The organism is Propionivibrio soli, from assembly GCF_025770765.1.
In the GTDB taxonomy this organism is placed as follows: Bacteria; Pseudomonadota; Gammaproteobacteria; order Burkholderiales; family Rhodocyclaceae; genus Propionivibrio; species Propionivibrio soli.
In genome coordinates this window covers 74,028-98,690 of the sequence record NZ_JANZKY010000008.1, presented here as the reverse complement: position 1 = coordinate 98,690, position 24,663 = coordinate 74,028, and the positions used below count along the sequence as shown (strand labels likewise).

Sequence of the window (24,663 nt, the reverse complement as noted above, 5' to 3'; positions counted from 1 at the left end):
GTTATGGCGACGATCTTGCGTCTTGTTTGCCAGCTCCAACGCGGGGAAATCTCAAGACCATGAAGCACATCGCGCGCAAGCGTTTTGGTCAGAATTTCCTGATCGATACAGGCATTGTCGGCGATATCGTCAACGCCGTGGCTCCTGCGCGAACCGATTGCGTGGTCGAGATCGGGCCCGGCTTGGGCGCGCTCACCGATCCGCTGTTGAAGCGTGTGGATCATCTCCATGTCGTCGAGATCGATCGTGATATCGTGGCGCGTCTGCGTCAGCGCTATTCACCGGATCGGCTCACGATCCACGAGGGCGATGCGCTGATGTTCGACTTCGGGGCGCTCGCAGGCATTGGCGAGCGCCTTCGCATCGTGGGCAATTTGCCTTACAACATCTCGACGCCGTTACTCTTCCATCTGCGCGATTTTGCCGACCGGGTGTTCGACATGCACTTCATGTTGCAAAAGGAAGTGGTTGAACGCCTGACGGCGGAGCCCGGCACAGGCGATTTCGGTCGTCTGTCGGTGATGCTCCAATATCGGTATGTCATCGACTGGCTGCTCGACGTGCCGCCCGAGAGTTTCGATCCGGCGCCGAAGGTCGATTCAGCGGTCGTGCGGTTGATTCCAAAACTTGCTTCGGATCTGACAGCGAAGGATGAAAAATGTCTGTCCGATCTCGTTGCGGCGGCTTTCTCGCAGAGGCGAAAGATGCTGCGGAACACGCTGAAAGGTGTTGTTGACGAAGAGATATTCGTGCGGCTGGGGATAACCCCGACGGCGCGAGCGGAGGAACTCTCGGTCGACGACTATGTGCGCTTGTCAAATGCGTTGGGGCGATAGTCCGCCGGGCGCTGAAGCGTCACCTCGTAACCGATCGAGATAAGGCTCTGCCTCCTAAGCTTCTACGATCTGTTCGATACCCTTGAGTTCTTGAAGGAGAAAACGAATGAGTACTACGGCCGCGGCCGACCTGGAAAAACCCGTCTGGTTCATCACCGGATGCTCGACCGGGTTCGGCCGCGAATTGGCGCAATACCTGCTGGTGCGCGGTTATCCGACGGTAGTGACGGCACGTAACCCCGAGCAGGTCAAGGACCTTACCGCGAAGGGAAACGCGCTCGTGCTCAAACTCGATGTGACGCGCCAGGAGCAGGTCGACGCGGCGGTGAAGGCAACGCATGATCGCTTCGGCCGCATCGACGTGCTGATGAACAACGCTGGCCTCGGCTACTTCGGTGCCGTGGAGGAGAGCGAAGAGAATCAGGTGCGCTGGATGTTCGACGTCAACGTTTTCGGCCTCGGCCGTATGGTCACCGCCGTGCTGCCGGGAATGCGGGAGCGGCGCAGCGGCACGATCATCAACGTTTCGTCGATCGCGGGACTGCGTTCGTTTCCTGCGCTCGGCTATTACAACGCGACGAAGTTTGCCGTCGAAGGGCTTTCGGAAGCCTTGTGGCAGGAAGTGGAACCACTCGGTATCCGCGTCATGGTCGTCGAACCGAGCGGCTTTCGCACCGATTGGGCGGGACGTTCCGCCAACGAGAGCCCGATGCGGATAGCGGACTACGAGGCGACAGCGGGCACCAAGCGCGACCAGTTGCGCGAGTTTTCGGGAAAGCAGGCCGGCGACCCGGCGCGCGCGGTGAAAGCGATTGTCGAAGCCGTGGACTCGGGGAATCCGCCGCATCACCTCTTGCTTGGAAATTCGGCTTACGATCTCGCGATGAAAAAGCTCGACGAGTTGCGCACCGAATTCGCCGCAGGGGAAGCCGTTGCGCGCGGAGCTGACTTCCCCAAGGAGTAAGCGCCGAAACGACTATTCCAGCCGGTTTTTCCCCCGGGGACGGTACGGAGTGCCGCCAGCTTGGCATTGTCTGGGTTCGGAGAGACGCGAGCAACGGGTGGAGGCGCCGGAATTCGGCAGAAGGCAGCCCGCTATCGGGGCTGGAGCAGCGGTTAGTCTGCTAATTCGACGACGACCGGCGCGTGATCCGAGGGGCGCTCGCGCTTGCGCATTTCGCGCACGATCTTCGATGTTCGGCACCGCGCGGCGAGCGGTGCCGAAAGCAGAATGTGGTCGATGCGCAGACCGCGGTTCTTCTGGAACCCCAGCATGCGGTAGTCCCACCAGGAGAAGCTGTTTTCGGGTTGCTCGAATAAGCGGAAGCTGTCGTGCAGACCGAGGGAGAGCAGGCGGCGAAAGGCGTCGCGTTCAGGTTCCGAACAGAGTACCTGTCCTGCCCAGGCAGCGGGGTCGTGCACGTCGCGATTTTCGGGGGCGATGTTGAAGTCGCCGGCGATTGCGAGCTGGGGATATTGAGTCAGCTCCTCACTCAGCCATTTCTCAAGTGCTTCTAGCCACCCGAGTTTGTAAGCGTATTTTTCGCTGCCGATGGCTTGCCCGTTTGGCACATAGGCGCTGATCACCCGGACATCGCCGACAGTCGCGGCGATCAACCGTTTCTGCGGATCGGGGTAATGCGGATTGGAGCACGCCACGTCACTCAGCCCGCGACGCGAAAGGAGCGCGACACCGTTGTACGTTTTTTGCCCTGAGCACGCGGTTTCGTAACCGGCGGCTTCGATTTCTTGGCGTGGAAAACCGTGATCCTCGAGTTTGGTTTCTTGCAGGCAGACGACGTCAGGCTGTTCAGTAGCAAGCCATTCCAACAAGTGGGGCAAGCGGATTTTCAGCGAATTGACGTTCCACGCCGCCAGTTTCATTTAGCAAACGCGCCGGACGGCTTGGCCCCGTAAGGTGCGGACTTCGGATAACCCGCTAAGTCGAGCAGGTTGTTCCAAGCACCCGCTTCGTACCCCTTGAAATTCTGTTGCCCGACGAAGAGGGTCGGTACCGAGACTTCACTGCCGAGCTTGGCCGAAAGCTCAGCGATTTCCTCGTCCTTGCTCAGCATCTTCTCCGAGAACGGGACGCCGCGGCCGTTCAGCAAGTCACGACCCTGCTTGCACGCTTCGATGCAATTCGCTGCCGTGTACAACACGACGGGATATTTTTCCGCCGCCTGCTTTACCGCGTAAGGGACCGGGGCTTCCTCGGCAGGCGCTTTGCCTTCCTTGGTCTGGATGACTTTCGCTCCCGGCGGAGGCGGCTGGTCGGAGAAAACGGTTTTTCCGGTCGCCTTGTCTATCCAGCGATAGGTGGTTTGAGCATCGGCCGGCAGGGCGAGCGTGACGGCAAGCGCGGAGAATACGGCAAGCGCGGACAAGCGGGCAGCGAGCATGGAACGATCCTTCCCCCGAAAACTGTTTAAGCAGGGATCATACCACTATGCCGAAGCAATGCATCGACCTGCGGATCGCGGCCGCGGAAGGCGCGGAAGTTCTCGATTGCCGCGCGTGCGCCGCCAGCCGCGATGATCTCATCGAGGAAGCGTTTGCCCACTACCGGGTCGAACGGGCTACCCGCTTCCTCGAAGGCCGCATAGCTGTCTGCTGAGAGCACCTCCGCCCATTTGTAGCTGTAGTATCCCGCGGCGTAGCCACCAGCAAAGATGTGCGAGAAGCTGTTCGGAAAGCGATTCCATTCCGGCGGGAAGACGACGGCCACCTCACGTCGCACTTCTGCGAGCAGATCAAGCACACCACGCGAGCCGGAGGGGTTGAAGTCGGCGCTATGCAAGAGAATATCGAAGAGAGCGAACTCGATCTGACGCAACGTCATCATGCCGCTTTGGAAATTCCGCGCGGCGAGCATCTTGTTAAAGAGTGGGTGCGGCAGAGGTTCGCCCGTGTCCACATGGCCCGACATCTGCTGTACCACCTCCCATTCCCAGCAGTAGTTCTCCATGAACTGCGATGGCAGCTCGACGGCGTCCCATTCGACACCGTGGATGCCTGACACGCCGAGTTCCTCGACCCGGGTCAGCAGATGATGCAGACCATGGCCGGTTTCATGGAACAGGGTTTCGACGTCGCCGTGCGAGAACGTGGCCGGGCGCGGCTGCCCGTTCTTTTCGCCGACAGGGCGAGGGAAGTTGCAGTTGAGGTAGGCCACCGGTGTCTGGATTCCTGCGGCTGTCTTCCGGCGCGTGATCGCCTCGTCCATCCACGCGCCTCCGCGCTTGGTTTCGCGTGCATAAGGATCGAGATAGAACTGGCCGACGAGTTGCCCGGCGGCGTTCTCGATGCGGAAGAAACGTACATCCTCGTGCCACACGGGCGCCGTATCCGGCTTGATGTGCAAACCATAGAGCGACTCGATGACGTGGAAGAGCCCGGCCAGGACTTTCGGCTCCGTGAAGTACTGCTTTACGTCCTGCTCCGAGAATGCATAGCGCGCTTGCCGCAGCTTCTCGGAAGCGTAGCTGTAGTCCCAGGCCTCAAGCTGCTCAAGCCCTAACTCGCTGCGTGCGAAGTCGCGCAGCTCGGCGACGTCTTTTTCGGCGAACGGTTTCGCCTTGGCAGCGAGGTCGCGCAGGAAACTCATTACTTGCGGTACAGACTCGGCCATCTTGGGCACCAGCGAGACTTCGGCATAGCTCGCGTAGCCCAGCATTTGGGCTTCTTCCCGACGCAGTTCGAGGATGCGTTTGATAATCGGTGTGTTGTCGAGTTTCTCGGGACCGAATTCCGACGCGCGCGTTGCCGATGCTCGGTACAGCGTTTTTCGCAGACGGCGGCTGTCGGCAAACTGCAACACTGGCCAGTAGGACGGCATGTGCAGCGTGAATTTCCAGCCTTCCTTGCCGTCTTTGGCCGCCGCTTCCCGCGCTGCTTCAACGACGTCCGGCGGCAAACCTGCAACTTCGGCTTCGCCGGTCACGTATTCGGCGAACGCGTTGGTCGCGTCAAGAACGTTCTCGGAGAATTTTGCCGCCAGCGAGGCGAGTTCTTCCTGGATCGCCTGAAAGCGGGGTTTCTGCTCTTCGGGCAACTCCGCGCCGGAGAGGCGAAAATCGCGCACCTCATTGTCGACGATCTTGCGCCGCGCGGAGGACAGATTCTCGTACTCGCCGCCTTCACGGATGGCTTTGTACTTCGCGAAAAGCTTGAGATTCTGACCGAGCTCCGCGTAAAAACGGCTCACTTCGGGCAGCATTTCGTTGTAGGCGTCGCGCCATTCGGGGATGTCGTTGACCGAGTGCAAATGGCCGACGATTCCCCAGGCCCTCGATAGTTCTTCGATCCCGTCGGTGAGCGGCGCCGCGAATCCGTCCCAGGTCGCAGGTGCGGGATCGTCGGCCAGACGGTCGACCAAGGTCCGGCTGGCGGTGAGCAGGTGGGTGATCGACGGGCGGACATGCGATGGTTGGATGGCGTCGAAGCGCGGCAGACCGGAGAAATCGAGGAGTGGGTTATTGTCGGTGGTCATGGTCAGTCCGGAAGCAAAGCGGGCGGCCGCAGCCGCCCGTGAGCAGAAGTCAGTGGCTACAAATCAATCGACCAGCTTGCGGCCGGTAAGTTGCTCGTAGGCTTCGATGTATTTCGCGCTGGTGCGCGCGACGACGTCGGCCGGGAGCGAAGGGCCGGGGGCCTTTTTGTTCCAGTCAAGCGTTTCCAAATGGTCGCGCACGTATTGTTTGTCGTATGAGGGCGGGTTGTTCCCGACCACGTACGATTCCGCCGGCCAGAAGCGCGACGAATCCGGTGTCAGCGCCTCGTCGATCAAGTGCAGGGTACCCGATGTGTCAACACCGAATTCGAACTTGGTGTCCGCGATGATGATGCCGCGCGTCAGCGCGTAGTCGGCGGCGGTGGAGTACAACGCAATTGCCGCGTTGCGCGCCTCGGTGGCGATCTGCGCGCCGTTCTTCCCGGTGCCCTTGAGGACTTCGGAGAGGGCGGCGCCACAGTTGATCTGTGCCTGTTCGAAGGAAATGTTCTCGTCGTGCTCGCCCTGCTCGGCTTTCGTAGCCGGCGTGAAAATCGGCACGGGGAGCTTGGCCGCCAACTTGAGGCCGGCTGGCAGCTTGATTCCGCACACGGCGCCTGTCTGCTGGTAGTCCTTCCAGCCGGATCCGATCAGGTAACCGCGCACGACGGCTTCGATGGGCAACGGCTTCAGGCGCTTGACAACCAGGCCTCGTCCCCGTACCTGATCGCGTTCATTAGGGGCGACGACGCTTTCAGGGTCGATGCCGGTCAGTTGATTGGGCAGGATATGAGCCAGCTTGTCGAACCAGAAGTTGGCAAGTTGGGTCAGGACGATTCCCTTCGCCGGAATCGGGTTCGGCAGGACGACGTCGAAGGCCGACAGGCGGTCGCTGGTGACGATCAGAAGCTTGTCGTCGCCGACGGCGTAAATGTCTCGCACCTTGCCGCGGCCGAGCAGCGGCAGGCTTTTGATGGATGATTCGTAAAGGGCTGTGGTCATAGCGTGTCCGGATTGACGAAGTGGAGGGGAGGGGTGAAATTATAGGTCAGCGGTTCGGCGCTTTCAGTGTTTTCCGTCGGCTTCAGCCGCCAGCGATTGGCGCATGCGCTTGATGCCGAAGAAGGTGAAGACGGCAATAACGGGAATTGACACCGCTGTCGCGATCTCAGGTGAAAGTGCCGGGAAAAGGTACTTAGCACCTTTGCTCAGGTACTGGACAAGTTGCGAACCATAGTAAGTAATTGCAGCGATGGACAGGCCTTCGACCGTTTCTTGCAAGCGAAGTTGTACCCTCGCGCGATTATTCATCTGCGCCAACAACTCCTGGTTCTGCCGTTCGAGCTCGATATCGACACGGGTGCGCAGCAACTGGCTGTTCCGCGCCACCCGGCTCGATAAATCGGCCTGTCGGCTGGCCATTGCGGCACACGTGCTCATCGCCGGCAGGAAGCGGCGTTGCATGAATTCGTTGAGCGTCGGATAACCGGGAACCCGTATCTCTCGCAGTTCGTCGATACGCTGCAGCACGAGGTCGCGATAGGCGCAGGAGGCGCCAAAGCGAAACGTCGTGCGCGCCACCGAATGCTCCACCTCGGTCGCGATCTTGGAGAGATCGTCCAGTACGGAACGCTCGTCCTCGGGAGAGTTCGCCTTGCTGATGTGTTCCATCAGTTCGGCGAGACGGCTTTCTGCACTGCTCAGCCAAGCGCCCACCTCTGTGGCGACCGGCAGGCCGAGCAGCGCCATCATGCGGTAGGTCTCGATTTCGATCAGACGTTGCACGGCGCGGCCCGGTTGTCGGCCCTGCATGGTTTCATCGAGCAGCAGAAAACGCGAGAACCCATTGTCAAACATGAAATCGGTGAACGCCCAGCCGGCGCCGTCGGCGATGCGGGATGCCACCATCTGACGTTCGGATGTTGGAGAGAGCCCGGCCAGGACAGACTCCGGCGAAACCTCGCGCGCCGACCGCAATTCGACGTGCGTGGCGGCGATCAGCTTTCCGGGAATGGATGAGAGCCAACCCGGGAATACAGCATCCATGGCGGTTGCGTTCAGGGCCAGCGTTTCGCCGGCGACCAGTGGGCGATAGAAGGTGTAGCTCGAATACTCGGCATGGGCGACCCAGCGCAGCTGGTAGCTTCCCACGTCGAACATGAGGTGCTTCGCGGAGTTTTCGACAAAGCGGCATGCACTCGTTTGGCACAGCCGCATGACGTTTTCGCGCTCGTCTACGGTGGGGATACCGTCATGCAGGAAAGCGAGGTGTGAAATCAGTGCCGGACTCGAAATGGGGACCGGCGAGCGGGCGTGGAACTCCTGGTTCAAATAGTCGCGTAGCGGGTGCTCCTGCACGTCGATGAGGCTGAATCGGGAATCCATGACAGTCCAAAAAAGAAAAACCGCGGCGTCCTCTGCCAGGCCGCCGCGGGTCGTAAAGGCGATGCGTAGACCAGCTTAGCGTACGGTCTGGTTCAATTCGCCCTTGGCGTACCGTTCGGCCATCTTGTCCAGCGGAATCGGCTTGATCTTGCTCGCCTGTCCGGCAGCACCGAACGCTTCGAGGCGGGCCACGACGACTTTGCGTGCCGCTTCGCGCGCCGGCTTGAGGTAGTCGCGCGGGTCGAACTTGCCCGGGTTTTCGACGAAGTAGCGACGGATGGCGCCGGTCATCGCCAGGCGGATGTCGGTGTCGATGTTAACCTTGCGCACGCCATGCTTGATGCCGGTCACGATTTCTTCGACGGGAACGCCGTAGGTTTCCTTCATGTCGCCGCCGAACTCGCGGATCTCCGCCAGGAGTTCTTGCGGCACCGACGACGAGCCGTGCATCACCAGGTGGCAGTTCGGGATGCGGGCGTGAATTTCCTTGATGCGGTCGATGGCCAGAATGTCGCCGGTGGGCTTCTTGGAGAACTTGTAGGCACCATGCGAAGTGCCGATGGCGATGGCGAGCGCGTCACACTGTGTTTTCTTGACGAAGTCGGCGGCCTGCTCGACGTCGGTGAGCAGTTGCTCACGCGTCATCGTGCCTTCGGCGCCGTGGCCGTCTTCCTTGTCGCCCTTCATGGTTTCCAGCGAACCGAGCACGCCAAGTTCTGCCTCGACCGATACGCCAATCGCGTGGGAGAACTCGACGACCTTTTGCGTCGTGGCGACGTTGTATTCATAGGAGGCTACGGACTTGCCGTCGGCCTGCAGCGATCCGTCCATCATCACCGAGGTGAAGCCGGACCGAATTGCAGCCATGCACACCGCCGGCGATTGTCCGTGGTCCTGGTGCATGACGATCGGGATGTTCGGATAGGCTTCGAGCGCGGCGAGAATCTGATGGCGCAGGAAGGGTTCGCCGGCGTATTTGCGGGCACCGGCGGAGGCTTGCATGATCACGGGAGCGTCGAGCTGGTTGGCCGCGTCGACGATGGCCCACACCTGCTCCATGTTGTTGACGTTAAAGGCCGGCAGGCCGTAGCCGTTTTCCGCGGCATGGTCGAGAAGTTGACGAAGTGATACGAGTGGCATGGCATTCTCCGTTTACGTTAAGTGAATCGGTCGCGAGCCGGAGAAACCGGCTCTCTGCCGGGGCTTTCCCTACGCTCGCCGCTGGCAGCCGGCGAGCCGGGATCCCTCAGTGCGTGGGCCGGGCCTGATCGCCGACCCGGACGATGGTCAATGTGTTGGTACCTCCGGTTAACCCCATCTGGTCGCCATAGGTGAGGACGATGAGGTCGCCTTTCTTGACGACACCGGCTTCGATGAGCCGCTGTTCAGCCTCGTAGCGCATGACGTCGCGGTCCTGATCCTGCGTGGTCATCAACAGCGGGAAAACCTCGCGATACAACGTCATTTTTGTCAGGGTGTCGGCTTCTGGAGTCAGGGCGAAAATCGGGATGCCGCAGTTCAGCCGGCTCATCCAGAGCGCGGTCGAGCCCGATGTCGTGAGCGCGGCGACGGCTTTGACATTCAGATGGTAGGCGGCGAACAACGCGGACATGGCGATTGATTGGTCGATCCGAGTAAAAATGCGATCGAGAAACTCGCGGTCGAGTTTGATCAGTATCGATTTTTCGGCGGCCAGACAGATTCTTGCCATCGATTCCACCGTCTGCACCGGATAGTGCCCCGCCGCCGTTTCGGCGGAAAGCATGACGGCATCGGTTCCGTCGAGCACCGCATTCGCGACGTCGGAGACTTCGGCGCGCGTCGGTGTCGGCGACAGAATCATCGACTCCATCATTTGCGTGGCGGTAATCGCAACCTTGTTCTTTTCGCGCGCCATGCGGATCATGCGCTTCTGCAGCGCGGGCACCGCCGCGTCGCCGACTTCGACGGCGAGGTCACCGCGGGCGACCATCAGGCCGTCGGATGCATCAAGAATTTCTTCCAGAGCGGCCACTGCTTCGACGCGCTCAATTTTAGCGATCGTCAGCGCGTGGCCGCCGCAGGCCAGCATCAACTGGCGCGCCATATACATGTCCGATGCGCTCTTGGGGAACGACACCGCGAGAAAGTCGGCACCGATCTGCGCCGCCGTCTTGATATCGTCCATGTCCTTGGCGGTCAGTGCGGGGGCCGACAAACCTCCTCCCTGGCGGTTGATGCCTTTGTTGTTCGAGAGATCGCCGCCGTGCCGGACGACTGTATGAATTTCGGGGCCGACTACCCGCTCGACTTCGAGGACGATTCGCCCGTCATCAAGCAAGAGAATATTCCCTGAAGTGACGTCGCCCGGAAGATCCTTATAGTCCAGGCCGACCCGCTCCTGGTTTCCCAACTCGCATTTGGCATCGAGAATGAAGCGGTCATTCGCTTGCAACGTGATCTTGCCATCCGCGAACTTGCCGACACGGATCTTTGGTCCTTGCAAGTCGGCGAGAATGCCAATCGGCTTTCCAACGCGTGCCGCGATTTCCCTTATGCTCCCTGCAAGAGCGATATGGTCTTCCGCCTTGCCGTGCGAAAAATTGAGACGAACGACGTCGACACCCGCACGAATCAGGGTTTCGAGGATGAGAGGGTCGCGGGAGGCAGGGCCGAGCGTGGCAACGATCTTGGTGTGGCGCGTCATGGACTTCCTTCTGGTCGGGGCGATACGTTACAGATGTGCATGGATCGGCGCTGCACGCGCCGAGCGCACTATTTTACCGTACACGCATGTCCTTACGCGGAGTGTGGGCTCTCGGTAGCGGCGACGTGCGAGGTCCCGGGGAAAGGGGCGTCGGTGTTCAGATGTTCGCCGAACGCCACCATTGGTTATTCTTCTCACGCAGTTCGTGGTGAGGCGGCATGGGGTAGAAACCGAGCTGCGAGCCGTTGCCAACGTAGAACCCGTTCTTGACCATGCGATACGGAAACTCTAGCGAGTGCACTCGATGCACCATCTTGCTGTCCTTGGTGCTCGGCGCATCGCCGGTACGCGGCTTCAGTACCATCAATGCTTCACGCAAGTGATGGATGAACGGATAAGGTAGATCGTTCGCCTGACCATTTTCCGGATCGCGGGAGAGCTCTCCCAGGTCGAGCTCTACAAAGAATAAGCCGGGAAAGCGGATGAACTTTGTCGGTTTCAGCGTCACGCTTTCATAGAAAGCGACCGGCTCCAGGTTGCTGACGACAAGGCTGTTTACCGGTGCCAAATCCTGATAGAGGTGGAGTCCCGATTCGACCACCGGAGGAAGCTCGCCACGATCGAGTCCGAGCGTATGTCCGTATGCTGTTGTCAAATAAAGCTTCCCGAGTGCGCTGATTGGCAGATGTTCGAGCACACGGTAAACGGCGACATAAACGGAATGCTTTGGGGTGCCGTCCGGCGTAGGGACGCATCTCGATATCGCGGTGTCGATCTCGAAGTAGTCGCTCCGGAAACTCGGATCGACCTCGAAAAAGAGGCACTGGCCTTTGGATTTGTAGCCGCTTCCCGTCGCGTAATACTGTCCGAATTTTTCGGGGGGCAGATTGGAGGCGATGAGTGCTTCCGGGATCAGCGAGAAATACAGATGTGTTTCCATAACGTCACTTCCTTTTCCAATGAAGGAGTCGAAGGGCTGCACCTATAAAGCGCTGTTCTTCCTGGAATGGTTATCGAAACTTATTTTGCTTGGAAGGTGTTTGTCCTTTGCTCGGCATTCGTCTTTCGTCGGTGCCTTGTGCTTCTGCTTGCCTCGAGTCGGAGGAGCGACGTGTTATATTACACCGCCCATGCAACTGACTACGATGGTGGCCGGCAGAATAAGTTCGCGCGGTTTTGCGGCCGCAGACCGCACTAACGATTCGGGAAATCGCTAGTCCTTCCGGGCCAAAAAAAACGGGAGTGGCAATTGCACTCCCGCACGGTCGGCTAATTGTCAGGTCGTACGTAGATATTTACTGCGACCCGGTTGGCGCCTTATTTCAGTACGGCGACATAGACTGCCGCGATGATCGCCGTCGTAATGACGCCGCTGATATTGGCGCCCAGCGCCTGAGGAAGAATAATTGCAGATGGATTTGCATCCATGGCGATTTTCTGCACAACCTTGGCGGTTGTCGGAACGCAGCTGACTCCCGCGACACCGATCATCGGGTTGAACTTTCCTCCGGTGGCGAAGTACAGCAAGTAGCCGCCGAGGATGCCGCCAAGCGCTGAAATTATCAGAGCCAGGATTCCGAGCAAAAGAAGCTTCAGAACCGTCGGGTCGAGCAACGTATTCGCTTCGCACAGTACGCCCAACGTCAGGCCCAGGAAGAATGTGGCGCCGTAGAGAAAGGTCTCTCCGATGAGGTTGCTAAACGACTCGAGGCCGCTTTCGCGTACAGCCACTCCCACAAAGAGCGAGAAGAACAGCGGTGCTGCGACTGGGAAGAGCAGGCATAACAACGTACAGGCAACCACGGAAAAAACGAGCTTCTGCGAGCGACTGATGTTCGGGCCGCGATCGTCCGCCATGTTGATGCCGCGGAGCTTCTTGGGGATCAGCCACTTGATCAGATACGGGTATCCACCATAGGTGAGTCCGAGATACAGGTACCCGACGACGGTGATCGGCACGAACAGGTGCTTCGCGAGAACCAGCGAGGTGAAGAGCACCATGGGGCCGTCGGCGCCCCCAATCGTGGCGACTGACGCTGCTTCTTGAGGCGTCAGTCCAAGCCCGACCGCGATCGGGAAGACCACGATCGTCCCAAGCTCCGCGAACAACGCAATGATCATGCTTTGAAACGGCCTAGCCATGATGTACCCGACATCGAGAAGAACGCCGATACCCATGAACACCAAGCAGGCGATCAACCCGTTACTGAATGTCAGCGTATAAATCGGCTGCAGCCAGTTGATCTGCATGATGTTGACGAGGTCCGACGGATCGGACATCAACGGATCGACAAACAACGTTCCCATCTTCCCGGCTTCGAGGAACATCACGCCGGCGTTGATCGAAGACATGCCGAGGCCCATCGGAATCATCAGCAATGGTTCCAGAACATTCCGCGAGCCAAGGTAGATCAGGACGAAACCGAGAAGCATCAGGAAGATGCGCCCGATCATGATTTTTGGTTCAGAGGCCGCCAAGGTGGCGATCCCCTGAAAGAGGTCAAGAAAACTGAGGGTTTCCATGCGATTCCAGCCTTGTCTGAGGAGAGCACGCTCTCCCGAAAGTGATCAATTGGTTTGGTGTGGAGCCCGCGGAAACCTCAAGAAATGGTCAGCAACGGTTGCCCGGCGGTGACCGCATCCCCCACGGCGACCAGAATGCGGGAGACCTTGCCCGAAGCTGTCGCGATGACGGGAACCTTCATTTTCATCGCCTCGAGTTCGAGGATTTTCTCCCCTTCGTTAACGCTTTGGCCTTCTTTGACGAAAATGCCGGCGACCACGCCGCCCATCTGGGCACAGTGGTCGCCCGATCCGGCTTGGGCAACAGCAGGGGCGGCGGGCTTCGGGGCGCTGGCGACCTGGGATGTCGCGCTGCTGACAGGCGTGCCGATATAGTTCGGCATGAGCGACGCGCCGGAGGTGAGCTCCTGCACGGCCACATCGTATTCCTTGCCATTGACGGTGATCTTGAAAAGTCTTTGCATGATGAAACTCCGTAATTAGTGTTTTAGTGTTTTGGCTGGTGAGAGTGGAGAGCGCTTCGGCCTTCACGGGTCCAGGAGCGGCTGCTCTCAGCAATGGTGAGAATGCGATGCGGACCGGTAATGGTCGCGATGGCTGCCGTTATCACCGATACAACCTCGTCCGGGATGTCGGGTGCGCTTTCCGGTTTGGGCGCGGAAGGCGCAGGCGTCGCGGCCTTTTTCGTGCCCTGTTCAACGCGTCCAGTGACGTTGACCAGCACTTTGATGAGGACGGCAACGAACAACGAAATCGCGATGGCGATACCGTATATCTGCAGCGCCTTGATGGCGGCTAGGCTGAACATGTCGATCTCCCGTTATAGCGGCATGTTGCCGTGCTTCTTGCTCGGTCGAAGTTCTCGTTTGCTGAGCAACTTGCGCAGAGCGAGCGAGACGGTCGAGCGGGTTTCGCTCGGCTCGATGACATCGCTGATATAGAAGTTCGCTGCGGCCTCATAGGGAGACGCGAATTCGTCCCGATACTTCTGGGTGAATTCCTTGGCGGTCGCTGCGCGGTCTTCTGCCTTCTCCAGTTCCTTTCGGTAGAGAATATTGACGGCCGCTTCGGCACCCATCACAGCAATTTCTGCCGTTGGCCAGGCGAAAACCATATCCGCTCCGAGCTCCTGGCTGCACATCGCCAAGTACGAGCCACCATAGGATTTACGCAGAATGACGGTGATCTTCGGGCTGGTACACGAGGCGAACGCGTGCAGCATTTTTGCTCCGTGGCGAATGATGCCGCCGCGTTCCTGCTCGATTCCCGGGAGGAATCCCGGTACATCCACCAGCGTGACCAACGGGATGTTGAAGACGTTACATGTACGGATGAAACGCGCCACCTTGTCCGAGGCGTCGATGTCCAGCGCGCCGGCCATGTGCATCGGCTGGTTGGCCACGATGCCAACGACCACGCCCGACATCCGCGCAAAGCCGACGATGACGTTGCGGGCGAAGTTGCCGTGGACTTCCAGAATTTCTCCGTTATCGACCAAGCGGCGGATGACCGCCATCATGTCGAGAGGCTCCGAAGGTGTTGCGGGAATTAATCCGTCCATATCCGGATCGGGTTGATTGTCGATCGGCATGGCGAGGTTGTGGGGTGGATCTTCCGTATTGTTCGGCGGCAGGTAGCCAAGGAGGTTCTTCGCGATGGCAATCGCGTGCTGGTCGTCTTCCGCGAGGAAGTGGGCATTTCCGCTGACGGACGCATGCATCTCGGCGCCGCCGATTTCCGCCATCGTCGTGGTCCGACCTGTCACGGCCTTAATGACTTCTGGCCCGGTAAGGAACATGTGGGCGTTCTTGCGCGTCATGATGACGAAATCCATCAAAGCCGGCGAGTAGGCGGCGCCACCTGCGCAGGGGCCGAGGATGATCGCGATCTGCGGCACAACACCGGAAAGAAGCACATTGGCATAAAAGACATCGCCATACCCGGAGAGAGCATCAACGCCTTCCTGAATACGGGCACCGCCAGAGTCCTTGAATGCGATGACAGGGATACCGGTCTTGATCGCGTAGCGCATGATCCGGGTGATCTTGCGTGCCTGCATCTTGCCCAGCGTCCCGGCGAGGACGCTGTAATCCTGGCAGAAGGCAGCCACCTGCGTGCTGCCGACATATCCAGAGCCGGTGATGACACCGTCGGCCGGCAGCTCGCGGCCTTCCATTCCAAAATGCACGGCGTGGTGCGTGGCATGCAGGCCGATTTCCTGGAACGTTCCTTCGTCGAAAAGAACGTTGATGCGTTCCCTGGCCGAAAGTCGCCCTTTGGCATGCATGGCCTCGAGTTTCTCGGGAGAGACGTGGTTGATGATCTTGTCGCGTTTTTGGCGCAACGTTTCGAGTAATTCAGGTTTGATCGCCATAATCCGTCGTTCAAATAGTTATGAGCCAAAAAAATACGGCACCGGTATCGTGTCGATAGCGGTGCCGTATTTGATTAGCAGAGCTGGGGCACGATTAAATCGTTGCCACCGAGGAGAAAAACAAAAGCTGGGTTTCAGTCCTTGGAGCGCGACTCGAGAATGTCGACCGCAGGTAGTCGCTTGCCTTCGAGAAACTCAAGGAAGGCGCCGCCAGCTGTCGAGATGTAACCGACCTTGTCCTGAATCTTGAAGACATTGATCGCCGAGACGGTATCCCCACCACCAGCGAGCGTAAAGGCTTTCGATTCGGCAACCGCCTTGGCAAGCTCCTTCGTGCCATTGGCGAAAGCATCCATCTCGAATACGCCGACCGGGCCATTCCAGACCACGGTACCGGCCTTGGTGATGATGTCAGCCAGAGCCTTCGCCGACTGCGGGCCGATGTCAAGGATCATGTCATCGTCAGCCACGTCGTCGACACTCTTCACCGTCGCTTGCGCCGTAGCGGAAAACTCCTTGGCACAGACCACGTCGGTCGGCAGCGGAACCTTGACCTTGGCCATCACCGCCTTGGCCTGATCGACCAGGTCTTTTTCGGCCAGCGACTTGCCGATCTTCTTCCCGGAAGCCAGCAGGAAGGTGTTAGCGATGCCGCCGCCGACGACCAACTGGTCAACCTTGGCGGACAGGCTTTCGAGGACCGTCAGCTTGGTCGACACTTTCGAACCGCCGACGATGGCGACCATCGGCCGCGCCGGTTGCGCCAGCGCTTTGGTCAGTGCTTCCAGTTCCGAAGCCACGCAGGGGCCGGCGCACGCGATCTTGGCGTACTTGCCCATGCCATAGGTGGTCGCCTCAGCGCGGTGCGCCGTACCGAAGGCGTCCATCACCCACACGTCGCACAGGGCAGCCATCTTTTGCGACAGCTCATCATTGCACTTCTTTTCACCCTTGTTGCAGCGCGCATTTTCGAGCATGACGACTTCGCCCGGCTTCACTTGGAAACCGCCGTCAACCCAGTTCTGCACCAGGCGGACTTCCTTGCCGAGCAGTTCGGACATGCGCTTGGCAACGGGGGCGAGTGAATCTTCGGGCTTGAATTCACCCTCGGTCGGCCGGCCGAGGTGCGAGGTCACCATCACGGCGGCCCCCTTCGACAATGCGTATTTGACACCCGGGAGGGCGGCGCGGATGCGCGTATCGTCGGTGATCGCAAGGTTATCGTCCTGAGGGACGTTGAGGTCGGCGCGGATGAACACCCGCTTGCCTGCGACATCAAGGTCTGTAAGGCGTTTGAAGGTCATGGCGTTACTCACTCATTCCTGAAATTGAAGACAAAAAAAGGGCACTTCGTAGTGCCCTTTTGTCCGGTGTTACTTGGAGGCCATCACGCGAACCATCTCGAGAACCTTGTTCGAGTAGCCCCATTCGTTGTCGTACCACGAAACCAGCTTGACGAAGGTCGGGTCAAGCGCGATTCCGGCTTCGGCGTCGAACACGGAAGTGCAGGCTTCGCCGCGGAAGTCGGTCGAGACAACCTTTTCTGCGGTGTAACCGAGGACGCCCTTCATCGGGCCTTCCGAAGCGGCCTTGATAGCGGCGCAGATTTCTTCGTATGTAGCGGCCTTGTTCAGTTCGACGGTCAAGTCAACGACCGAGACGTCGGAGGTCGGGACGCGGAAGGCCATGCCGGTGAGCTTCTTGTTGAGTTCCGGGATGACCTTGCCGACAGCCTTGGCGGCGCCGGTCGACGACGGGATGATGTTTTCCAGGATGCCGCGGCCACCACGCCAGTCTTTGTTCGACGGCGCGTCGACGGTCTTCTGCGTGTTCGTGGCGGCATGCACCGTGGTCATCAGGCCGCGCTTGATGCCGAACGTGTCGTTGATGACTTTCGCCAGCGGGGCGAGGCAGTTCGTCGTGCAGGATGCGTTCGAGATGATCTTCTCACCGGCGTAGGCGGTGTGGTTTACGCCGTACACGAACATCGGGGTGTCGTCCTTCGACGGCGCACTCTGGATGACTTTCTTGGCGCCAGCGGCGATGTGCTTCTCGCAGGTTTCCTTGGTCAGGAACAGACCGGTCGACTCGACAACGATATCGGCGCCGACTTCGTTCCACTTCAGTTCAGCCGGATCCTTGACTGCGGTCAGGCGGATCTTCTTGCCGTTGACGACCAGCATGTTGCCTTCGACCGAAACCTGGCCTTTGAAACGGCCATGCACGGAGTCGAACTTGAGCATGTAGGCAACGTAGTCAGGTTCGAGCAGATCGTTGATGCCAACAATCTCGATGTCGTTGAAATTCTGCACGGCAGCGCGGAAGACCATCCGTCCGATACGGCCAAAACCATTGATACCTACTTTGATTGTCATGATTTACTTTCCTCGTCAAAAAAACCTGAAAAAGCTGCAAGCCGAGCGCACTTCGGGGGAGGCCGATTTGCATCGGTCATAATTTCTCTCGGAAGAAAACCGAAAAGTACGACGCTCGAATAACTGATCGGGCGAATATTCAGCGCTAACCGCAACGGCGGCGCCGACGTTGACCGGCCCGTCCAGCCCTGCTAATGCCAGCCTGTAATTATGCGCCAATTTGGCACCGTTTTCCAGCCTGAACGCGAGGCTTGCCATCTCGCTCGTGTACCTCCCGAATGCTAGAGATCACGGGGGTTTGCCTTGTTCTTTTCCTGTGTTAGCGTTTAGCCAAAGACCGTGAAGTGGCGCCATCCGAAATCTTTCGTCAGTGCCGGGCGGTGCTTTTGTTGGAATTGTCTTTTTGCGATCCGAAATTCGTTTTCACGATAAGGAAATGACAGTTCGGTGTCGCAGGTTTCCAAGCAGTTCGAATAGAATGGACTCTGGGAGGCACGAAGACACAACTCCTCGCGAGAAGGAGCGTCTGCCGTCGGTCGCATGCAGGACGGCGGTTTAGGAAGAAACACAACAAGAGGTGCTACCGAATGAACCGAATCAACTCAGCGGCATGGGCGGCTTTAGAAGCCCATCGCTCCGAAATTGCCTCCACCCAGCTCCGCGAACTGTTCGCCAAGGATCCGGCGCGTGCAGATTCCTTGGCGCTGGCGTTCGAGGGAATCCACTTCGATTTCTCCAAGCAACGCGTAATCCCAAAGACGATCGGCTTGCTCGCGGATCTGGCGCGTGAGGCCGGTCTGGCAGAATGGACCGGCCGGATGTTCGGCGGTGAACGTATCAACGCTAGCGAGGAGCGTTCGGTATTGCACGTGGCGCTGCGCCAGGCGACGGGGCCTTTTCCAAGCAATGATTTCGACGTCATGCCGGAGGTGCTTGAAACGAGGCGGCGGATGGCAGAGTTCGCCGAGCGGTTGCGTTCCGGCCAATGCCTGGGGCATAAGGGGGCGCCAATCCGCAATGTCGTGAACATCGGTATCGGCGGCTCTGACCTCGGTCCGAAAATGCTCTGCCATGCTTTGCGCTCGATTGCCCACCCGACGCTCGGAGTACATTTCGTTTCCAACCTTGACTCTGCGCAGCTGGCCCCGCTGCTGCAGACGCTCGACCCCCGGACAACCTTGTTCATCGTTGTCAGCAAGACGTTCACGACGCAAGAGACGATGTTCAACGCGCTGAGTGCCCGCGCGTGGTTGGCAGCCAATTTGGGCGACGAACTCGATACGGCCAACCATTTTGTCGCCGTGACAGCCAAGCCAGAACGCGCGGTCAGTTTTGGCATCGGGGCCGGCTCGGTTTTCCCGATCTGGGACTGGGTTGGCGGGCGGTATTCATTATGGTCGGCCGTCGGGCTGGCGCTGATGATTGCGATCGGGCCGCATGCCTTCGGCGAGCTTTTAGCCGGCGCGCAGCGCATGGACGAACACTTCCGATCGGCGCCGTTCGAAAAGAACTTGCCGGTCGTTATGGCAATGCTCGGCATCTGGAACACCAATTTCCTAGGAGCGGCGACAAACGCCGTACTGCCGTACAACGAGTCCCTGCAATACCTGCCGTCGTATTTGCAGCAACTCGAAATGGAAAGCAACGGCAAGTCGGTGGGGCGCGATGGGTTGCCGCTTTCGGTGCAGGCCTGTCCCGTCGTTTGGGGCGAACTCGGAAACAATGGGCAGCATGCGTTCTTCCAGTTGCTGCATCAAGGCGGGCGGCTGGTGCCGTGCGACTTCATCGCGGCGGCTCGGTCCGACTTTCCATTAGGCGATCACCAGGCGGCACTGCTTGCCAATTGTTTTGCGCAAAGCGCGGCGCTTGCATTCGGGAAGACGGCCGACGAAGCTCGCCAGCAGATGATCGAGGAAGGCTTGGCTGCAGCAAAGATCGATGAACTCCTACCTCACAAAGTGTTTGCTGGCAATCAGCCGTCGTCGACGCTGATGTTGGCGCGGCTGGATGCGCAAACGCTTGGCGCGTTGATTGCCCTGTATGAGCACAAGGTATTTGTACAGGGCGTCGTCTGGGGCATCAACTCGTTTGACCAATGGGGCGTCGAACTGGGGAAAGCCGTCGCCAACCGGATACTCCCGGCGATCAAGGACGCGTCTCTGGCCAAGAACTTCGATGCTTCGACACAGCGGCTGATCGCTTTCGTCCGCGAGCATATGGTTTAAGTTACGGCTGCTCCTTTTTCCGCTGGACAAATTGGAGTAAGTGCGATGAACGTGATTACGAAAGCGACCAAGCCTTTTGCCGGGCAGAAGCCGGGAACGTCTGGGTTGCGCAAGAAGGTCAAGGTGTTCAGCCAGGAAGGGTACCTGGAGAATTTCGTTCAATCGATCTTCGATAACCTGTCCGGGCACCAAGGCAAGATACTGGTTCTCGGCGGCGATGGACGCTTTTATAACGACGTCGCGATTCAGACGATTCTGCGTATGGCGGCAGCGACCGGATTCGGCAGAATCATGGTCGGGCGAGGCGGCATCCTCTCCACTCCCGCGGCGAGCGCGGTGATCCGTAAGCACGGCGCGTTCGGTGGCATCATTCTTTCGGCGAGCCACAATCCGGGCGGCCCGGAGGCAGACTTCGGCATCAAGTACAACCTGTCGAATGGCGGCCCGGCGAATGAAACCTTCACCGACGCTGTATATAAGCGCACGCAGGAAATCTCCTCATATCGGTTCGTCGATTCGCCGGACGTCGACCTTGGCCGGCTTGGTGATACTCAGGTCGGCGATACGGTCGTATCGGTGATCGACCCGGTTGCCGACTACGCCGGCCTGCTCGAGTCGTTGTTCGACTTCAACCGGATCGCCGACCTGCTTGGTCGTCCTGAATTCCATATTCGCTTCGACGCCATGCATGCGGTTACGGGGCCCTACGCGCACGAGATTCTCGAGAAGCGGCTGGGTGCGAAGGCAGGGAGCGTGGTGAACGGGAAGCCGTTGCCCGATTTCGGCGGCGGGCATCCGGATCCCAATCCCGTGTATGCGGCCGATCTCGTTGCGGCGATGGCGGACCCGAATCTGGGTCTGTCGTTTGGCGCCGCGTCGGACGGAGACGGTGACCGTAACATGATCGTCGGTCGCAATTTCATTGTCAGCCCGAGCGACAGTCTTGCCGTCATTGCGGCCAACCACAAGCTGATTCCAGCATATTCGGGTGGGCTGGCCGGTGTTGCGCGCTCGATGCCCACGAGTTGCGCCGTCGACCGGGTGGCGGCCGCGTTTGGTATTCCTTGCTATGAAACGCCGACCGGCTGGAAGTATTTCGGTAGTCTGCTCGACGCCGGCAAGGCGACGCTGTGCGGCGAAGAGAGTGCGGGCACCGGCTCGAATCACGTACGCGAGAAGGATGGTCTTTGGGCGGTCCTGTACTGGCTCAACATCTTGGCCGCGCGCAATGAGCCGGTTGCCGACATCGTCCGAGGGCATTGGCGGCAGTTCGGACGCAATGTCTATTCCCGCCACGATTACGAAGGTGTCGAGTCAGCCAAGGCAGAAACTTTGTTCGCTGAATTGCGGAACAAATTGCCCGCGTTGGCGGGATCGGTGATCGACGGACTGAGCATCAAGGCCGCCGATGACTTCAGCTACACCGATCCGGTGGATGGCTCGCGCAGCGAGAGGCAGGGCGTCAGGCTGATGCTTGACGATGGGTCGCGAGCCGTCTTCCGACTGTCCGGAACGGGTACTGAGGGCGCTACGCTTCGCCTCTATCTCGAGCGTTACGTCGCTGACCCCACGCGGCATGAAATTCCGACTCAGGAAGCGCTGGCTCCGCTCGCTGTGCTGGCCGACAAGGTCGCCCGCATTGCGGAGTTAACAGGGAGGAAAAGCCCGGACGTGATCAGCTGAGCGCCATTTTCGAGTCAGCTGCCACTGAAGGGTCGTCAGGCTTTTTATAGGAGCGTCAAGATGATAGAAAGGCGAACTTTTCAGTTGCCCGGCAGGGCGGTGGCGCTAGTGCTCGCGGGCGGTCGGGGAAGCAGGCTCTATGAGTTGACTGACCGACGGGCGAAACCGGCCGTCTATTTCGGCGGCAAGTTCCGGATCATCGACTTCGCGATGTCGAACTGCGTCAACTCTGGCATCCGTCGGATCGGCGTGGTGACTCAGTACAAGTCGCACAGCCTGCTGCGACACCTCCAGCGCGGATGGGGCTTCCTCCGTGGTGAGGCTAACGAGTTCGTCGACTTGATGCCTGCTCAACAACGAGTGGATGAGGAGTCCTGGTATCGCGGAACGGCCGACGCCGTATATCAAAACATCGACATCATCGAGAACTACCGGCCGGCGCCTGAGTATGTCGTAATTCTCGCCGGTGACCATGTGTACAAAATGAACTACGCGGCGATGCTCGTCGACCATGTCGAGAGCGGGGCAGAATGCTCCGTCGCGTGTATCGAAGTGCCACGCAAGGAGGCGACGGGCTTCGGCGTCATGGCTGTCGACCCGAGCACCGGGCGGATCACTGACTTCGTCGAGAAACCTGCTGAGCCGCCTACTGTTGCCGGGAAACCGGATCGATCGCTATGCAGTATGGGCATCTATATTTTCAATGCGGGTTATCTGTACAGCGAACTCTTGCGGGATATCGCCGATCCGACATCGAGCCACGATTTCGGCAAGGACATCATCCCCCGGGCTGTTCGCAACGGTTGCGCCATGGCGCATTCCTTTGATCGGAGCTGCGTCCACGCGCCGGAAGAGGGCGCGAACAAGGAAGACTACTGGCGCGACGTCGGGACCGTGGACGCCTACTGGGAAGCCAACGTCGACCTGACGGCGACTGATCCCGCATTGAATTTGTACGACCGTTCGTGGCCGATCTGGACTTACCAGTCGCAATTGCCGCCGGCGAAGTTCGTGCACAACCAGATCGACCGCCACGGTATCGCGATCGAGTCGACCGTTTCCGGTGGCTGCATCATTTCGGGTGAAATGAATCGGTCTCTCCTTTTCTCGGCGTGCCGCGTACACTCCTATGCCAAGGTGAATTGGTCGGTCCTGCTTCCCGACGTCGAAATCGGGCGCGGCGCAAGATTGAGCCGATGCATCGTCGATCATGCCGTCAAGATTCCCCCGGGAATGGTGATCGGCGAGGATCCTGTTGAAGATGCGCGCCGCTTTCGGAGAACGGAGAACGGCATTACCCTCGTCACACAACAAATGCTCGACCGGCTTTCATAGGGGCACGAGCGAACAACAACTTTGCGATGCGCTTACTACACGTTGCTTCAGAAATTTATCCTCTGGTAAAAACGGGCGGCCTGGCCGACGTCGTCGGCTCGCTGCCCGCTGCTCTCGTCAAGCGGGGGCTTGATACCCGCCTATTGTTGCCGGGCTTGCCCGGTATCCTTGATGGCATGGTGGGCCTAAAGCCCGTCATCCGAATCGGGCCCGCCTTTGGGGCTGCAGTGGTCACGCTGTCGATTGGACGTCTGCCCGACAGCGGTTTGTCGGCGTACGTGATCGATGCGCCGTTTCTCTATCGGCGGGGGGGCAACCCCTACGTCGGGCCGGACGGTAACGACTGGAGTGACAACCATCGGCGCTTTGCGCTGCTTGGCTGGATCGCGGCGCATATCGCATCCGGAGAGTTGGACCCCGATTGGCGCCCCGACGTCGTGCATGCGCACGATTGGCATGCTGGACTGGTGCCGGTGTATATGGCTCAGGATCCAAGCCTGCGCACACCCACCGTCTTTACGATCCACAACCTTGCCTTCCGCGGTATCTTCCCGATGGATCACCATACGGATCTCGGGTTGCCGGCGCGTCGACTGACGCCGCACGGCATCGAATTCCACGGCAAAATATCCTTCATGAAGGCGGGGCTCGTTTTTTCAACCCGCATCACGACGGTCAGTCCGACCTATGCACGGGAAATCTGCACTCCGGAATTCGGCTGTGGCCTCGAAGGGGTTCTACGTGATCGCGGAACCGCACTGTCGGGGATACTGAACGGGGTTGATTATGATGTGTGGAATCCTCGTGACCCGGCGATCGCCAAACCCTACAGCGCCGATGATATCGAAGGAAAAAGAGCGTGCCGGGCGGCATTGCAGGCTGAACTGGGGCTTGCGAAGCAGGACGACGCACCTCTTTTCGCGGTGGTCAGCCGGCTGACATCGCAGAAAGGGATGGACCTATTGCTGGCGGCGTTGCCCGACCTCCTCAAGGAAGGGGCGCAACTGGCCGTGCTCGGGTCGGGTGATGGCGATCTCGAAGCCGGGTTCCGGTACGCGGCTTCTGTCAATCCGGAACGGGTGGCGGTGCACATTGGTTATGACGAAGAAATGTCGCATCGCTTCATGGCTGGAGCGGACGTACTGCTTGTTCCTTCCCGGTTTGAACCGTGTGGGCTGACGCAGCTCTATGCTTTGCGTTACGGTACCTTGCCGCTGGTACGCCGCGTTGGCGGCTTGGCGGACACAGTGGTGGACGCGACGCCCGACAATATTCAGTCGGATCGTGCCACGGGCTTTGTCTTCGACGATGCATCCCGGTATGCGATGGGGGCCCGCCTACGCGACGCGTGCGCCCTTTATCAGCATGGCGAGACGTGGGCGCGGATTCAGCGCCGCGGCATGGCTCAGGATTTCTCCTGGGACGATTCCGCCGCCCATTACGAAAACCTGTACCGAAGTCTTTAGGCCGTCGCGAGACGATCGGCCGGGTACTCTCGCGCACAGGAGTCACAATCAATGCTCGGACAAGAAGCATGGCGCACGCACGCTCTGGTCCGGGCATTGTTGCGTCATCCGATTTCCAACGACGCACAAAAGCGCGAAACAGGGAAACGAAACAACTGCGCCAGTGAATATTTACGGCGTGGGAAAAAAGCCCCTTGAATGAGAACGGAAGACGGGCGTCTTGGCCGTTCAACGGGTAATGTCCGGATAACGCCCGCAGGCAGCCAGCGAGAGCGATGCGGCT

20 protein-coding genes are annotated in these 24,663 nt (G+C 59.3%); 6 read left to right on the top strand and 14 right to left on the bottom strand.

The genetic code is table 11. The features are described 5' to 3' along the window. Nucleotides 1-59 precede the first annotated feature (59 nt). Nucleotides 60-836 carry a 16S rRNA (adenine(1518)-N(6)/adenine(1519)-N(6))-dimethyltransferase RsmA gene (rsmA, locus tag NZ453_RS11015; RefSeq protein WP_263770625.1) on the top strand — a complete coding sequence of 259 codons (777 nt, stop codon included), beginning with the start codon at nucleotides 60-62 and terminating at the stop codon, nucleotides 834-836. A gap of 106 nt (nucleotides 837-942) precedes the next feature. After that, complete coding sequence (locus NZ453_RS11010) at nucleotides 943-1,800, top strand: oxidoreductase (protein WP_263770624.1); 858 nt, start codon at nucleotides 943-945, stop codon at nucleotides 1,798-1,800. A gap of 152 nt (nucleotides 1,801-1,952) precedes the next feature. Here the strand turns inward: NZ453_RS11010 and NZ453_RS11005 are convergent, their stop codons facing one another. The 14 genes from NZ453_RS11005 to gap all read right to left on the bottom strand — a co-directional run bounded on the left by NZ453_RS11005 (nucleotide 1,953) and on the right by gap (nucleotide 17,671). Continuing rightward, entirely contained in the window at nucleotides 1,953-2,720 is a 768-nt protein-coding gene (locus NZ453_RS11005) for an exodeoxyribonuclease III (protein WP_263770622.1), read from the bottom strand. Beyond that, a complete protein-coding gene (locus NZ453_RS11000) occupies nucleotides 2,717-3,238 on the bottom strand; it encodes a glutaredoxin family protein (protein WP_263770621.1) in 522 nt (173 codons plus the stop codon). The genes NZ453_RS11005 and NZ453_RS11000 overlap by 4 nt, the downstream gene beginning before the upstream one ends. 26 nt (nucleotides 3,239-3,264) lie before the next feature. Beyond that, nucleotides 3,265-5,328: a M3 family metallopeptidase gene (locus tag NZ453_RS10995; protein WP_263770620.1), complete on the bottom strand. Its 2,064-nt coding sequence runs from the start codon at nucleotides 5,326-5,328 to the stop codon at nucleotides 3,265-3,267. Between the two features lie 63 nt (nucleotides 5,329-5,391). Continuing rightward, nucleotides 5,392-6,330: a phosphoribosylaminoimidazolesuccinocarboxamide synthase gene (locus tag NZ453_RS10990; RefSeq protein WP_263770618.1), complete on the bottom strand. Its 939-nt coding sequence runs from the start codon at nucleotides 6,328-6,330 to the stop codon at nucleotides 5,392-5,394. 63 nt (nucleotides 6,331-6,393) lie between these two features. Further along, the gene (locus NZ453_RS10985; protein WP_263770617.1) at nucleotides 6,394-7,713 is read right to left on the bottom strand and encodes a DUF3422 family protein; all 1,320 of its coding nucleotides are present in this window, start codon (nucleotides 7,711-7,713) and stop codon (nucleotides 6,394-6,396) included. Between the two features lie 75 nt (nucleotides 7,714-7,788). Further along, a complete protein-coding gene (gene fba, locus NZ453_RS10980; protein WP_263770615.1) occupies nucleotides 7,789-8,853 on the bottom strand; it encodes a class II fructose-bisphosphate aldolase in 1,065 nt (354 codons plus the stop codon). 106 nt (nucleotides 8,854-8,959) lie between these two features. Then, nucleotides 8,960-10,399 (bottom strand): pyruvate kinase, encoded by a 1,440-nt coding sequence (gene pyk, locus NZ453_RS10975; protein WP_263770614.1) that lies wholly within the window; start codon nucleotides 10,397-10,399, stop codon nucleotides 8,960-8,962. A 157-nt stretch (nucleotides 10,400-10,556) separates the two neighbouring features. Then, entirely contained in the window at nucleotides 10,557-11,339 is a 783-nt protein-coding gene (locus NZ453_RS10970) for a hypothetical protein (protein WP_263770613.1), read from the bottom strand. A 377-nt stretch (nucleotides 11,340-11,716) separates the two neighbouring features. Continuing rightward, complete coding sequence (locus NZ453_RS10965; RefSeq protein WP_263770612.1) at nucleotides 11,717-12,922, bottom strand: sodium ion-translocating decarboxylase subunit beta; 1,206 nt, start codon at nucleotides 12,920-12,922, stop codon at nucleotides 11,717-11,719. Nucleotides 12,923-12,999: 77 nt separating this feature from the next. Then, on the bottom strand, nucleotides 13,000-13,386 hold the full coding sequence (locus tag NZ453_RS10960; RefSeq protein ID WP_263770611.1) for a biotin/lipoyl-containing protein: 387 nt from the start codon (nucleotides 13,384-13,386) through the stop codon (nucleotides 13,000-13,002). 23 nt (nucleotides 13,387-13,409) lie between these two features. Continuing rightward, complete coding sequence (locus tag NZ453_RS10955) at nucleotides 13,410-13,730, bottom strand: OadG family protein (protein ID WP_263770610.1); 321 nt, start codon at nucleotides 13,728-13,730, stop codon at nucleotides 13,410-13,412. Nucleotides 13,731-13,742: 12 nt separating this feature from the next. Continuing rightward, complete coding sequence (locus NZ453_RS10950; RefSeq protein ID WP_263770609.1) at nucleotides 13,743-15,296, bottom strand: acyl-CoA carboxylase subunit beta; 1,554 nt, start codon at nucleotides 15,294-15,296, stop codon at nucleotides 13,743-13,745. A gap of 134 nt (nucleotides 15,297-15,430) precedes the next feature. After that, nucleotides 15,431-16,600, bottom strand: a complete 1,170-nt coding sequence (locus tag NZ453_RS10945; RefSeq protein WP_263770608.1) for a phosphoglycerate kinase — start codon at nucleotides 16,598-16,600, stop codon at nucleotides 15,431-15,433. Nucleotides 16,601-16,669: 69 nt separating this feature from the next. Further along, complete coding sequence (gene gap, locus NZ453_RS10940; RefSeq protein WP_263770607.1) at nucleotides 16,670-17,671, bottom strand: type I glyceraldehyde-3-phosphate dehydrogenase; 1,002 nt, start codon at nucleotides 17,669-17,671, stop codon at nucleotides 16,670-16,672. 587 nt (nucleotides 17,672-18,258) lie between these two features. On the opposite strand from gap, the gene pgi reads away from it, so the two are divergent. From pgi to glgA, 4 genes are read left to right on the top strand one after another with little or no spacing between them, the layout of a single operon-like run. Beyond that, a complete protein-coding gene (gene pgi, locus NZ453_RS10935; RefSeq protein ID WP_263770606.1) occupies nucleotides 18,259-19,896 on the top strand; it encodes a glucose-6-phosphate isomerase in 1,638 nt (545 codons plus the stop codon). Between the two features lie 45 nt (nucleotides 19,897-19,941). Then, entirely contained in the window at nucleotides 19,942-21,579 is a 1,638-nt protein-coding gene (locus NZ453_RS10930) for an alpha-D-glucose phosphate-specific phosphoglucomutase (RefSeq protein WP_263770605.1), read from the top strand. Nucleotides 21,580-21,639: 60 nt separating this feature from the next. Further along, nucleotides 21,640-22,914, top strand: coding sequence for a glucose-1-phosphate adenylyltransferase (glgC, locus tag NZ453_RS10925; RefSeq protein ID WP_263770604.1), 1,275 nt, complete (start codon nucleotides 21,640-21,642; stop codon nucleotides 22,912-22,914). A gap of 26 nt (nucleotides 22,915-22,940) precedes the next feature. Further along, on the top strand, nucleotides 22,941-24,380 hold the full coding sequence (gene glgA, locus NZ453_RS10920; protein WP_263770603.1) for a glycogen synthase GlgA: 1,440 nt from the start codon (nucleotides 22,941-22,943) through the stop codon (nucleotides 24,378-24,380). The last annotated feature ends 283 nt before the right edge of the window (nucleotides 24,381-24,663 follow it).